We start from the raw sequence: 13150 nt of genomic DNA on the forward strand, positions 1-13150 counted from the left end.
TCAGAAGTCGAGCTCGAGGCTCTGAGCCCACCCGTTCTCGGGCGGCACCATGTCCAGTATCGGTTCTGACTGCGTGATCATCGCCCGCGAGTGCGGCGTCACGAGCACCTCGAAACTCTGGCCGCGCGTGTCGTCCACGTGGATGAAATTCCCGCCGCCGCGGACCGCCTCGACTATCTCTTCGGTGAGCGCCGCGACATCGATGTCGTCCCGCAGGGGGATGCGGTGCTCGTTGATCGTCAGTGTCACTGTCGTCATGGATGCCTCCGTCCGCGGGCCACGCTAACCCGTCAGCCTGACGAGGGACACACCTTGCTTTTTCGACGGTGAACGGCTAGCCGTCCTCGTGCTCGGGAGGCTCCTCGCTCAGGTGAACTCCGCCGGTTGCGGAGGACAGGATGAGCGACTCGACCCACTCGCGGTTGATGGCGGGTGCGCGCGATCCCGAGTAGCTGATGTGGATCGGCACGCCGTTATCGATCCACAGCGCGTGGCGACCGCTGCCTGCCGACGATGGCAGCGACCAGGTCAGGAAGAAGTTCTCGCCACGCCGGAGCTTCGTGCTGATGACGATCTGCACGTGCGCGAGCACGCGGTCGTCAAAGGAGAACTCGTCCATCTCGTACCGCAGTGTCCCCATGATTCCGATCCCCCTGACATTCGGTGAGTGCGACCGCCGCAGCTCACAAGTGCTTGCCCCCGGTGACGGGCACGACAGCTCCCGAGATATACGAGCCGCCGTCCGAGGCGAGCAGAACGTACGTCGCCGCGAGCTCCGCCGGTTGACCGGCGCGGCCGAGCGGCGTGTCCTGCCCGAACTCCTCCAGCTTTCCCTCCGGCCAGTCTGTAGCAGGAATGAGCGGAGTCCAGATCGGGCCGGGAGCGACGGCGTTGACACGGATGCCGCGTGGGCCCAGGTCATCGGCGAGTGCGCTCGTGAACGCGACCTGCGCCGCCTTGGTCATCGCGTAGTCGACGAGGCCCGCCGAAGGATTCGCCGCCTGGATCGACGACGTCGTGATGATGCTCGAACCCTCGCCGAGGTGCGGCAGAGCTTCGCGCGTAAGCCACATGAGCGAATACAGGTTGGTGCGGAAGACGCGGTCGAACTCCTCGGTCGTGATGGCGTCGAAACTCTCGCGGAACTGCTGGTACGCCGCGTTGATGACGAGGATATCGAGCCCGCCCAGGGCGTCGACCGTCGTCGCGATGATCATGCGGCAGGCGTCCTCCTGCTGAACATCAGCGGGGATGAGCGTCGCCCTGCGCCCGGCCGCCTCGATCTGGTCGGCCGTGACGCGTGCGTCCTCCTGCTCTTCGGGCAGGTAGACGATCGCGACGTCGGCCCCTTCGCGTGCGAACGCGATGGCCACCGCGCGACCGATGCCTGAGTCGCCTCCCGTGATCAGGGCGCGTCGGCGGTTCAGCTTGCCTGCGCCGACGTAGCTCGACTCGCCGTGGTCGGGAGTCGGCGTGGTCGCCGTCGTCGTGCCGGGTTGCTCTTGCTCTGCCATACGGGGCTCCTGACTACCCTCGAGATACTCGACGAGCACTCAGAGTCTACGCTGGCATGGCCCCCGTTCGGGGGACAACATTTCCGGGCCCCCTTGACAGCGGGCGCTCAGGAAGGGCGGGGCCCAGAAGAGCGGGTCACTCCGGATCGCTCGAGTCGACGAGGCCGATCGGAACGCCGCGGTCGACGAGGATGTCGGCCTTCTGCAATTGGCCTCGGCCGTGGTTCACGCGCAACCAGCCCGGCGCTCCCGTCGCAAGAATCGTGGCGATCTCCTCCTGAAGCTCCGTCGCGTGGCGGGCGACGACGTACTCTTTGCCGTCGTAGTGGATGGTCGTGCGCATCAGGACTCATCCTCGCTCGGCACGGGCGGCTCGGGAAGGATGTGGAGCCCCGCGGGAGTGTTGGCCGAGAGCATGAGGTCGTCGACCCAGGTGCGGTTGATCGACGGGGGCCGGCTGCCGAAGAACTTGAACGAGATCGGAATCGTCGGGTGCACCCAGATCACGCTGCGGCCGTTGCCGATCGAGGCATCGTCCTTCCAGCTGAAGTAGAACGCCTCGTTGCGGCGCAGCTTCGCACCGATCACGATCTGCAGGTGCGCAAGCGTGCGGTCATCGAAGTCGGCCGACAACGTCGAGTCGTAGGTCAGTGTGCCCATGGTGCCCCCCGGTACTGGGTTGATGTGTGAGCATGTCTAGCGGGTGGAGCGCCTCGGCGGCAAGTTGCGTCGCTCACCACGACAGGCAGCTCTCGGCCGGCGATCTCAGTGCAGCAGCACCTCGAGAGCCATGCCCGGGCAGGGGTGCCGCTCGAAGGCGTCGAGGTCGCTTCCCCGCAGGGTGTCGCCGGTCTCGCGTCGCGCATCGGTCGACAGCAGCACGCGCCCGACGCCGTTGATGATCGTCACGTGGGCGTCGAAGACGGCGAGCCGTGGCGTGAGGTCGTGCTCGACCCTGTCGATGAGCAGGTCGAGCCCCGCGACGCCGACGAAGTCGTCGTCGATGGCGACGGGAGCGGCGACCGTGATCGTGTACTCGTCGCTGCACAGGTAGTCCACGTAGGGGCCGGCGACGTGCGCCTCGCCCGTCGCCTGCGGCACCCGGTACCACTCGAGCTCGCTGTAGTCGATGTGCTCCTTGTTGACCGACTGGCTCGCGAGCACGAGCTTGGTGCGCTCGGCGCCCTGCCACCAGGCGAGGTGGCTGCCGGCGTCGGCGAGCGAGTCGAGGGCGGCGATGAAGCCGGCTCCGTACACGGGCAGCTCGAGCGAGTCGAAGGTGCGGTGCGCGTAAGGCTCGACGAGGTCGTCGAGCTTCTCGCTCGTGAACGGCCCGGCAGCGCGTGCCGCGGCGATGTCGGCGGCGAGCAGCGGCTTCCACGACTCGAGACTGGAGATCGCGCGGCCGAAGTAGTCTGCGACGAGTTCGACGGGGGACTGGGTCACGGGAATCGTCGTCATGGTCGGGGCCTCCAGGTCGGTCGCAGTGCGCTCGTGGTGGGGAATGCTATCGATGCTCGGGATGCCCGGCCACCGTCGCTCATGACGCACCCAGCGTCTCGCGCAGGTCGATGAGCCACTCGACTGCGTCACGCACGGCTGCGCGGCTGAGGTGGACGGCGGTCGTGGGGTCGCCGCGCTCGACGGCGTCGAGCAGAGCCCAGAATCGCTCGCGCGTGGCGGTGCGCCTCTCGGGCTCGCGGTCGGCGAGGGCGAAGAGCGGTGAGAGCTCGGCCTGCAGTCGCATCTGCTCGCGCGTGAGCCGGGCCGACTGGCTGAGAGCGGAGAGCTCGATCTGGGCATCGTCGCTCGCCCTCCTCCAGTCGATGGGGTCGGCGGGGTCGACGCGCTCGAGGCGCTGACGGATGAGGGCGATCTCGCTCGGGTCGGCGCGACGGGCCGCCAGTTCGACCGCGGCGGCGGTGATCGTCGCGTAGTGCGTCGCCGCGTCTCGGAGGGCCACGCGCGAGGTCGCGGCGAGCGCGTCGAGGGCGAACGTCGTGGGGTCGGCTGTGTCGGCGACGAAGCTGCCGCCGTGTCGCCCACGGCGGGTGGTGATGAGCCCACGCTCCCGGAGGGCGAGGAGCGCCTCGCGCGCGGTGGCGGGGGCGACTCCGAAGGATTGCGCGAGGTCTGTCTCCGCGGGGAGCCGCTCTCCGGCGTGAAGCACTCCGCCCATGATCGCGTCGGCGATGCGCCGTTCGACGAGGGCGGCGCGCCCCTGATCGCCGATCGGCTGAAACACCGCTCGAACGAGGCGGTGGGGTCGCCCGGATCGCCCGGAGCTCTTCTGCCCAGCGGGGGGAGGGGGTACGACCATGCCCTCATTGTGACGTACGCACCCCGGTGCGGGGCCGCGAACCGACAGCCGCGAACGATACGTCGATGACGCGGTTCCGTTACACACTGGAAATAAAAGCTATGAAACTATATCTTTAGAGGTTAACGCCTCGATCCAATGACGCTCGTAAGGAGTCCCCGCGCTCATGCCCGGTACTGAAAGCCCCGCTGCCACCCTCGATTCGGACGCTCCCGCGAGTGTCGACTCCGGCGTCGAGCTGCGCGGCGTCGCCAAGCACTACGGCGACACGGTCGCCGTGACCGACCTCGATCTCGTGGTCGAGCCTGGCGAGTTCTTCTCCATGCTCGGGCCCTCGGGGTCGGGCAAGACGACCGTGCTGCGCATGATCGCGGGCTTCGAGGACGTCACGCGCGGGCAGATCCTGCTCGACGGGCAGGACGTCACCTCGGCGGCGCCGTTCGACCGCACCGTCAACACGGTGTTCCAGGACTACGCGCTGTTCCCGCACATGACGATCGCGGAGAACGTGGCCTACGGCCTCCGAGTGCGCAAGACGCCCAAGAGCGAGATCTCGCACCGGGTTGCGGAGGCGCTCGAGCAGGTCAAGCTCGCGCACGTTGCCGACCGGCTGCCGCACCAGCTCTCCGGTGGCCAGCGCCAGCGCATCGCGCTCGCGCGCGCGCTCATCCTGCGTCCTCGCGTGCTGCTGCTCGACGAGCCGCTCGGCGCCCTCGACAAGCAGCTGCGCGAACAGATGCAGATCGAGCTCAAGCAGATTCAGCGCGAGGTGGGCATCACCTTCATCTTCGTGACGCACGATCAGGAGGAGGCGCTCACCCTCAGCGACCGCATCGCGGTCTTCAATGAGGGTCGCGTTGAGCAGGTCGGCACTCCCCGGGAGGTCTACGAGTACCCCGGTACCGCGTTCGTCGCGAGCTTTCTGGGGCTGTCGAACCTCATCCCCGCCCCGCTCGCCCGCGAGCTCTGCGGCGCGACCGCCGCCCTGAGCGTGCGCCCCGAGCGCGTGCGCGTCACGGCCCCCGATGACCTTCCGCGCGAGAACGAGACGAGCGTGCGCGGAACGATCAGCGAGACCGTCTACACCGGCCCGACGACGCGCTACATCGTCGAGACCGAGTTCGGCCTGCAGCTCATCGCCGAGCGCCACAACGACCACGCCCCCGACGACACCTCGGCGTTCCACCGCGGCGACCCTGTGCGTGCCGTGTGGTTCACCGAGCACGCCGCGATCGTGCCCTGAGACCCTTCCCCGCCCTGCACCACCCCACAGAAGAGAGAGAACAGCCATGAACAAGAAATTGCTCCTGCCCGCCTTCGCGGCGGCAGTGACGCTCGTGCTCGTCGGATGCAGCACGGACGCCCAGACCGGAGACGGTCTCTTCATCGACGTGCCGGATGTGCCGATGCTCGAAGAGCTCGGCGAGGCCGAGGGCTCGGTCGACATCGTCGCCTGGTCGGGATTCGTCGAGCCCGAGTGGGCCGACACCTTCACCGAGGAGACCGGCTGCGTCGTCAACCGTCGCGTCGCCGGCACGAGCGACGAGATGGTCACGCTCATGCGCACGGGCGAGTACGACCTCGTCTCCGCCTCGGGTGATGCGAGCCTGCGCCTCATCGCCGGCGGCGACGTCGCCCCGATCAACCTCGACTTCATCCCCAACTTCGGCGACGACATCGTCGAGGGCATGAAGGGTCAGGTCTACGACACGATCAACGGCAACAGCTACGGCGTGCCCATCGGCCGTGGCGCGAACATCCTGCAGTACAACAGCGAGGTCATTCCCGAGGCGCCCGAGAGCTGGGACGTCGTGTGGGAGGCCGACAGCCCCTACGCCGGGCAGATCATCGCCTATGACGCACCAATCTACATCGCCGACGCCGCCGTGTACCTCATGGCGACGCAGCCGGAGCTCGGCATCACGAACCCCTACGCGCTCGACCAGACGCAGCTCGACGCCGCGATCGCGCTCCTGCAGCAGCAGAACGACATCGTCTCCGAATACTGGGCCGACCCGGTCGCCCAGATCACGTCGTTCGCCGGCGGCACGACCGTCGTCGGAACGTCGTGGGAGATCCTGCGCAAGCTGACGGGTGACGACAAGTTCCAGGGCACCCTGCCCGCCGAGGGCTCGACCGGATGGTCGGATGCCTGGATGATCTCGTCCGAGTCCGACTCGCCGAACTGCGCCTACCTCTGGATGGACTACACGAGCGCCCCCGACGTCAACGGCGCCATCGCGATGAACTTCGGCATGGCCCCGGCCAACGCCGCGTTCTGCGAGACGAGCGACGAGGCTGCCGCTCACTGCGAGGAGTTCAACGCGACCAACGAGGACTACTTCGACCAGGTCTGGTACTGGACCACGCCGATCGAGCAGTGCGTGGACGGCCGCACCGACGTGCAGTGCACGAACTTCCAGCATTGGACCCAGGCCTGGCTGACCGTCAAGGGCTGATGCACCACCAGTGAAGCGCTGGGAGCCGGCGCCCGACCGATGCCGGCCCCCAGCACCACCACCCCACCCCTTCCACCTCTCCGCACCATCGATCAGGGAGTTGTCACCGTGACGTCGACCGTTGCCGCCTCGCAGCGGCGCCCGGGGCCGAGCTCGACGCTCGTGCGCCGCCCGCTCTCGACGGCGCTGCACCGTCGACGGCGTGTGCGCCTCGCCGGCTTGCTCGCTCTGCCCATGGCCTGGCTCATCGGGCTCTACATCTTCTCGCTCGCGCTGCTCCTCATCACCGCGTTCTGGATCGTCGACCCCTTCACCTCCCTCGTGCGGCCCGGCTTCACGCTCGACAACTTCGCGCTGCTCGTGAGCAACCCCGCCTACGTGAGCACCTCTCTGCGCACGCTCGGCATCGCGCTCGCCGTCACGGCGATCAGTGCTCTCTTCGCGGTGCCCCTCGGCATCTTCATGGCCAAGCTCGCCTCGCCCTGGCTGCGTGCCCTGCTCGCGATCGCCATCACGCTCCCGTTGTGGGCCGGGTACCTCGTCAAGGTCGTCGCCATGCGCATCACCTTCACCGAGGAGGGCTTCTTCAACTCGATCGCGGGCCTCGTCGGGGGCAGCGGGCCCGGGTTCGGCATCCCGACCGTCATCCTCACCCTCACCTACCTGTGGTTCCCCTACATGGCGCTGCCGGTGTACACGGCGATCCGCCAGATACCCCCGAACCTCTTCGACGCCTCCGCCGACCTGGGTGCCGGCGGATGGACGACCATCCGCACCGTCGTCATCCCCCTCCTCACGCCCGCGCTCCTCGCCGGCTCGATCTTCACCTTCTCCCTCAGCCTCGGCGACTACCTCGCCGCCCGCTTCGTCGGCGGCCCCAACAGCCAGATGATCGGCTCGATCATCGCCTCCAACATCAACCTCAACCCGCCCGTTGCGGCCGCGTTCTCGGTCGTGCCGATCGCCTTCGTCGTCATCTACCTGCTCGTCACGCGTCGCACCGGCGCGCTCGAGCGGATGTAGGGAGAGGCCCATGCTCAGACTCAACCGCCGCTCCAAGGCCCTGCTCGGCGTCATCGTCGGCGTCGTGCTCGTCTTCATGTACGTGCCGCTCGGGCTCGTCATGCTCAACGCCTTCAACGATGCGCAGATCGCGGCGTGGCCCGTCGACGAGTTCTCGCTGCGCTGGTGGAGCGTCGCGCTCACCTCCGAGCCGATCCGCGCGGCCGTGCTCAACTCGGTCATCATCGGGCTCGGGGCCACGGTCATCGCGCTCCTCCTCGGCACGCTCGCGGCGTTCGCGCTCTCCCGCTACTCGTTCTTCGGCAAGCAGACCGTCAACCTGCTCATCGTGCTGCCCATCGCCCTCCCCGGCGTCGTCACGGGTGTGGCGTTCAGCAACACCTTCACGTCGATCCTCGACCCCATCGGCATCCAGGTCGGCTACCTGGGCATCATCATCGCCCACGGCACCTTCTGCATCGTCATGGTGTTCAACAACGTGTTCGCCCGGCTGCGGCGCATGAGCCCCAACCTCCAGGAGGCGTCGATGGACCTCGGCGCGGGTCTCGGGCAGACCTTCCGGCTCGTGACCTTCCCGCAGTTCCGCACGTCGTTCGTCGCGGGCGGCCTGCTCGCCTTCGCGCTGAGCTTCGACGAGGTCGTCGTCTCGATCTTCACCGCTCCCCCCGGCGTGGACACCCTGCCGCTGTGGTTCCTCAACACGATGGCGCGACCCAACGAGGGCAACCTCGTCAACGTCGTCGCGACCGTGCTCATCCTCTTCTCCTTCATTCCCGTCTACATCTCGCAGCGCCTCTCGCGGGCCGAGGAAGAGGAGCGGTAGGGCCAGGCGGCACGCTCGGTAGGCTCTCGACAGGCCCGGAAGGAGCATCCATGACCTGGCGCATGCCCGCCGAGACCACGCCGCACGACCGCATCTGGATGGCGTTCCCGCGCGAGGGCGACGTCATGGGCGACAGCTCGGCCGCGCGCGAGGCGACCTACGCGGCGTGGACGGCGGTCGCCCACGCGATCCTGCCGTTCGAGCCCGTGACGATGGTCGTCGACCCCAGCGAGTGGTCACGCGCACGTCAGCTGCTGAGCGCCGAGATCGAAGTCGTCGAGGCCCCGCTCGACGACTTCTGGATGCGCGACATCGGCCCCACGTTCGTCGTCGACGACGAGACCGGCGAGCTCGGCGGCGTCGACTGGATCTTCAACGCCTGGGGCGACCAGGGCGGCGCGTTCGCCCGCGACGCGCTCATCGCCGAGTTCGTGCTCGAGCAGGCCGGCTGCACGCGCATCCCGAGTCTGCTCGTCAACGAGGGCGGGGCCATCCACGTCGACGGCGACGGCACCGTCATGGTCACCGAGACCGTGCAGCTCGACCCCGGCCGCAACCGCTACGCCACGAAGGAGCGCGTCGAGGCAGAACTGGCGCGCACACTCGGAGTGACCCAGACGGTCTGGCTGCCGCGCGGCCTCACGCGTGACTACGAGCCGCTCGGCACGCGCGGGCACGTCGACATGATCGCGACCTTCGCGTCACCCGGCGTCGTGCTCGTCCACGAGCAGCCCGCCGAGTCGCACCCCGACCACGCCGTCATGCGCGAGGTGCGCGGGGTGCTCGAGCGGGCGACCGACGCCGCAGGCCGCAGGCTGACGCTCATCGATCTGCCCGCCCCGAGCCAGCTGCGCGACGACGAGGGCTTCGTCGACTGGAACTACGTCAACCACCTCACCGTGAACGGCGGGGTGATCGCGTGCGGGTACGACGACCCGGTCGCGGATGCCCGCGCACGCGACCTGCTGGGCGCCGCCTACCCCGGCCGCGAGGTCGTGACGGTCGACGCCCGCGAGATCCTCGCGCGCGGCGGCGGCATCCACTGCATCACGCAGCAGCAGCCCCGCAGCGGGCTGCCCGTCGGCGACAGCGGTGCGGCGTGAGCCGCACGCCGCTCGTCGAGACGAGCATTCCCGACCTCGCGGCCGCACTCGCCGCCGGCGAGCTGACCGCGGTCGAACTCGTGCAGGGCTACCTCGACCGCATCGCGGCGTACGACCGCGAGCCCTCCGGCGACGGTGCGCGACCCGCCCTGAACGCCGTCGTGGTCGACAACCCGGCAGCTCTCGACGAGGCGCGCGCGAGCGATGAGCGGCGCGCGAGGGGCGCATCCCTCGGGCCTCTCGACGGCATCCCGTACCTCGCGAAAGACAGCTACATGGTGCGCGGCCTCACCGTCGCGAGCGGCTCGCCCGCCTTCGCCGACCTCGTCGCGCAGCACGATGCGTTCACCGTCGAGCGTCTGCGCGCGGCCGGGGCGATCTGCCTCGGGCTCACGAACATGCCCCCCATGGCCAACGGCGGCATGCAGCGCGGGCTGTACGGGCGGGCCGAGAGCCCGTACAACCCTGACTTCCTGCCGGCACCCTTCGGCTCAGGGTCATCGAACGGCTCGGGGGCCGGGCTGGCAGCCTCCCTCGCCGCCTTCGCCCTCGCCGAAGAGACCTGGTCGAGCGGCCGCGGCCCCGCCTCGAACAACGGCCTGTGCTGCTACACGCCCAGTTGGGGCGTCATCTCCGTGCGCGGCAACTGGCCGCTCGTGCCCACCATGGACGTCGTCGTGCCCTACACGCACACCGTGGGAGAGCTGCTGCTCGTGCTCGACGCGATCGTCGCCGACGACGCCGGGGTCGAGGGTGCGGGCGTGCGGGGCGACTTCTGGCGCGCGCAGCCGTGGTTGCCCCTCCCCGCGTCGAGCGAGGTGCGGCCGGCCTCGTACCCCGCCCTCGCCGACCCGGATGCCCTGCGCGGGCGTCGGCTGGGCATCCCGCGCCTCTACATCAACGCCGATGAGGCGACCGACGACCCGATCATCACGCGACCGAGCGTCGTCGCGCAGTGGCGGAAGGCGCGCGCCGTCCTCGAAGCCGCCGGCGCCGAGGTCGTGGAGGTCGACCTGCCCGTCGTGGCGAACTACGAGTCCCGGGGGCGCGCCGTCGACCGCTCGATGGTCGCGCGCGGACTCGTGCCCCCCGCGTTCGCCGACCACGAGCTCTACGAGCTGTCGATGTGGGGCTGGGACGAGTTTCTGCAGGCGAACGGCGATCCCGCCCTGCACCGGCTCGTCGACGTCGACCCCGACCTCATCTTCCCCACCCCGCCCGGATCCCTGCCGGGCCGGTATGACGACCACCTCAGCCGCTTCGCCCCCGAAGACGTGCCGTTCGAGGACTACGTGCACCGGGCTCGGGCCAGCGGCGTGCCGACGCTCGAGCAGATACCCGACCTCGCCGACGGCGTGCGCGGGCTCGACGCCACCCGACGTCAGGACTGGGACGCCTGGCTCGACGCTGAGCGTCTCGACGCGATCGTGTTCCCCGCCGTCGCCGACATCGGCCCGGCCGACGCCGACGTGAACCCCCGCAGCGCGGAGCTCGCCTGGCGCAACGGCACGTGGGTGGCCAACGGCAACCTCGTGTGGCGGCACCTCGGCATTCCGACCGCGCAGGTGCCCATGGGGATGCTCGACGACATCGCGATGCCCATCGGGCTCACGTTCGCCGGCCGCGGATGGGACGACACGGCGCTGCTCGCGTACGCGTGGGCATTCGAGCACGCCGCCGCTGCGCCGGGGTCGGCACTCGGCGCCCCACGGGTCGCCCCGCCGTTCACACCCGAACTGAGCGCCGCCCCCGAACGCGACGCCGCCGAGCACGGCACACTGGAGGCATGACGCCCACCAGCCTCGCCCTGCCCGAGCTCACCCACGAGCGCGTCGAACTCGTCACGGGCGCGCGCTCCGGCCTCAGCCTCGGCGTGGCCCTGCACTCCAGCGCGCTCGGCCCCGGCCTCGGCGGCTGCCGCCTGTGGCGCTACGGCCACTGGAGCGACGGACTCGGCGACGTGCTGCGGCTGTCCAGCGCGATGACCCTCAAGAACTCCCTCGCCGGCCTCGACTACGGGGGCGGCAAAGCGGTCATCATCCTGGGCGAGGGCGACGCGCTGGAGGACGGCCGACGACAGGATGCCCTGCTCGACCTCGGCGACCTCGTGGCGAGCTTCGACGGCACCTACATCACGACCGAAGACGTCGGAGTGACCGAGCACGACATGGTCGTCGTGCGCGAGCGGACGCCGCACGTCGTCGGCCTGCCCACGAGCCTCGGCGGCGCGGGCGAGCCCGCCGAGGGCACCGCCATCGGCGTGCACGCCAGCCTCGAGGTCGTGCTGGAGCGGCTGTTCGGCTCACGCGACGTCGCCGACCGCTCCTTCGTCATCTCGGGGCTCGGACAGGTGGGGTCGCGCCTGGCCAGCCGACTCGCCGCCGCCGGCGCCCGACTGATCGTGACCGACATCGTCGACAAGCGGAAACTCGCCGACGAGCTCGGCGCGACGTGGATCCCGCCCGAGGAGGCGCTCACGACACCGGCCGACGTGCTCGTGCCCGCCGGTCTCGGGGGAGCGCTCACGGCCTCGGCGATCGAGCAGCTTCCCGTGCGAGCAGTCGTCGGCCCGGCCAACAATCCGCTCGCCGAGAGGGTGGGGGCCGCGCAGCTCGCCGAGCGGGGCATCCTGTACGCCCCCGACTTCCTCGTCAACGCTGGAGGCGTCATCCACCTCGCACTCTCGGCGGAGGGCGCCACGTCCGTCGTGCTGGATGCCCGGCTGCGCGCCATCGGCGACACGCTCGCACGCGTGCTCGACGCGGCCGAGGCCGACGGCGTCACGCCGCTCGACGCGGCCGAAACGCTCGCGGTCGAACGGGTGCGGGGCGCGACAGGCGCCCGCGGAAGTCGGTAGCTCGGCTCAGCCGCGCGCCAGGACGGGCGCGCCCCAACCGTCGTAGTCGCCGCGGTGGTCGCACACGATCGTGTAGACCTCCTCGGTCATCGCGTCCGCGGTGTCCACATCGACCGCGGCCGTCTTCGTCGCGGTGAGCGTCGCCCTGGTGAGCTTTCGACGCGTCACCTCGGCGTGGTAGCCGTGCGACTCGAGGTCGCGCGCCGCCTCCGCGGCGTCGCGCATACGGCGGAACAGTGCGACGTGTTCGACCTCGCGGGGAGCGTCGACGTCGTCACGCATCTTCATGCGCTGACAGTACTGCTCGACGTTCGTGCTGAGGTGCTGACGGATATCACCCACGAGGGGCGATAGTAGGACACATTGTCACCGTCCGCATCTCGTGAGCTTTCCCCGCCTGACGGTGCGGCGCGGCGCACCGCAGAACTCTTCCTGAGAAGTCAACCCCCTGCCTGAGCGCCGTCTGCGCGCCTACCGTGGGGGCGACCGCACGTCGACGACCTCGACGCGGCATCGAGCCAGACACATCGAGACAGACAGGATCACACCATGAGCACTGTTCGAGCAGAGATCGACATCGACCTCCCCATCTCCACCGTCTACAACCAGTGGACGCAGTTCGAGACCTTCCCCCAGTTCATGTCCGGGGTCGACGTGGTGCGCCAGGTCGACGACACCCACACTCACTGGGAGGTATCCCTCGCGGGCGTCTCCCGCGAGTTCGACGCCGAGATCGTCGAGCAGACCCCCGACGAGCGCATCGCGTGGAACTCGACGGCGGGTGAGGAGCACGCGGGCGTCGTGACCTTCCACCGTCTGAGCGACGACACGACGAAGGTCACCCTGCAGCTCACCTGGGAGCCGAAGGGCGCCGTCGAGCGCATCGGCTCGCTCCTGCAGATCGACGACATTCAGATCGACCGCGACCTGCGCAGCTTCAAGGACCTCATCGAGCACAACGGCTTCGAGAGCGGCTCCTGGCGAGGTGATGTCGACCGCGCTCCCGACGCGACCGGCCGCTGAACCGGCCGAACAACCGTCGCGGCCTCCC

At 69.3% G+C, this 13150-nt stretch carries 16 protein-coding genes; 8 read left to right on the top strand and 8 right to left on the bottom strand.

All coding sequences use genetic code 11. The features are described 5' to 3' along the window. The 7 genes from HUJ41_RS01995 to HUJ41_RS02025 form a co-directional block, all read right to left on the bottom strand. Complete coding sequence (locus HUJ41_RS01995) at positions 1–258, bottom strand: hypothetical protein (RefSeq protein WP_179873128.1); 258 nt, start codon at positions 256–258, stop codon at positions 1–3. Positions 259–334: 76 nt separating this feature from the next. Next, positions 335–640, bottom strand: coding sequence for a DUF7882 family protein (locus HUJ41_RS02000; RefSeq protein WP_179873129.1), 306 nt, complete (start codon positions 638–640; stop codon positions 335–337). Positions 641–683: 43 nt separating this feature from the next. Beyond that, positions 684–1514 (bottom strand): SDR family oxidoreductase, encoded by an 831-nt coding sequence (locus HUJ41_RS02005; protein ID WP_179873130.1) that lies wholly within the window; start codon positions 1512–1514, stop codon positions 684–686. Between the two features lie 136 nt (positions 1515–1650). Beyond that, entirely contained in the window at positions 1651–1857 is a 207-nt protein-coding gene (locus tag HUJ41_RS02010) for a hypothetical protein (RefSeq protein WP_179873131.1), read from the bottom strand. Beyond that, entirely contained in the window at positions 1857–2174 is a 318-nt protein-coding gene (locus tag HUJ41_RS02015; protein WP_179873132.1) for a DUF7882 family protein, read from the bottom strand. The genes HUJ41_RS02010 and HUJ41_RS02015 overlap by 1 nt, the downstream gene beginning before the upstream one ends. A 105-nt stretch (positions 2175–2279) precedes the next feature. Next, entirely contained in the window at positions 2280–2975 is a 696-nt protein-coding gene (locus tag HUJ41_RS02020; protein WP_179873826.1) for a cache domain-containing protein, read from the bottom strand. A gap of 79 nt (positions 2976–3054) precedes the next feature. Continuing rightward, positions 3055–3759: a FadR/GntR family transcriptional regulator gene (locus HUJ41_RS02025; RefSeq protein ID WP_246299286.1), complete on the bottom strand. Its 705-nt coding sequence runs from the start codon at positions 3757–3759 to the stop codon at positions 3055–3057. A gap of 241 nt (positions 3760–4000) precedes the next feature. Here HUJ41_RS02025 and HUJ41_RS02030 point away from each other — a divergent pair, with 241 nt between their 5' ends. The 7 genes from HUJ41_RS02030 (at position 4001) to HUJ41_RS02060 (ending at position 12099) form a co-directional block, all read left to right on the top strand. Next, a complete protein-coding gene (locus HUJ41_RS02030; RefSeq protein WP_179873134.1) occupies positions 4001–5077 on the top strand; it encodes an ABC transporter ATP-binding protein in 1077 nt (358 codons plus the stop codon). Positions 5078–5123: 46 nt separating this feature from the next. Continuing rightward, the gene (locus HUJ41_RS02035; RefSeq protein ID WP_179873135.1) at positions 5124–6293 is read left to right on the top strand and encodes a type 2 periplasmic-binding domain-containing protein; all 1170 of its coding nucleotides are present in this window, start codon (positions 5124–5126) and stop codon (positions 6291–6293) included. A gap of 108 nt (positions 6294–6401) precedes the next feature. Next, positions 6402–7316, top strand: a complete 915-nt coding sequence (locus tag HUJ41_RS02040) for an ABC transporter permease (RefSeq protein WP_224744531.1) — start codon at positions 6402–6404, stop codon at positions 7314–7316. A 10-nt stretch (positions 7317–7326) separates the two neighbouring features. Then, complete coding sequence (locus HUJ41_RS02045; RefSeq protein WP_179873137.1) at positions 7327–8139, top strand: ABC transporter permease; 813 nt, start codon at positions 7327–7329, stop codon at positions 8137–8139. A gap of 50 nt (positions 8140–8189) precedes the next feature. After that, on the top strand, positions 8190–9242 hold the full coding sequence (locus HUJ41_RS02050; protein WP_179873138.1) for an agmatine deiminase family protein: 1053 nt from the start codon (positions 8190–8192) through the stop codon (positions 9240–9242). Continuing rightward, positions 9239–11032, top strand: a complete 1794-nt coding sequence (locus HUJ41_RS02055; protein WP_179873139.1) for an amidase — start codon at positions 9239–9241, stop codon at positions 11030–11032. Before HUJ41_RS02050 ends, HUJ41_RS02055 begins: the two co-directional genes overlap by 4 nt. Next, positions 11029–12099: a Glu/Leu/Phe/Val family dehydrogenase gene (locus HUJ41_RS02060; RefSeq protein WP_179873140.1), complete on the top strand. Its 1071-nt coding sequence runs from the start codon at positions 11029–11031 to the stop codon at positions 12097–12099. Before HUJ41_RS02055 ends, HUJ41_RS02060 begins: the two co-directional genes overlap by 4 nt. A 6-nt stretch (positions 12100–12105) precedes the next feature. Here HUJ41_RS02060 and HUJ41_RS02065 read toward each other — a convergent pair whose 3' ends face one another. After that, positions 12106–12387 carry a ribonuclease E inhibitor RraB gene (locus HUJ41_RS02065; protein WP_179873141.1) on the bottom strand — a complete coding sequence of 94 codons (282 nt, stop codon included), beginning with the start codon at positions 12385–12387 and terminating at the stop codon, positions 12106–12108. Positions 12388–12648: 261 nt separating this feature from the next. Here HUJ41_RS02065 and HUJ41_RS02070 point away from each other — a divergent pair, with 261 nt between their 5' ends. Beyond that, complete coding sequence (locus tag HUJ41_RS02070) at positions 12649–13122, top strand: SRPBCC family protein (RefSeq protein ID WP_179873142.1); 474 nt, start codon at positions 12649–12651, stop codon at positions 13120–13122. Positions 13123–13150: the final 28 nt, after the last annotated feature.

The organism is Microcella indica, from assembly GCF_013414345.1.
Classification (GTDB): domain Bacteria; phylum Actinomycetota; class Actinomycetes; order Actinomycetales; family Microbacteriaceae; genus Microcella; species Microcella indica.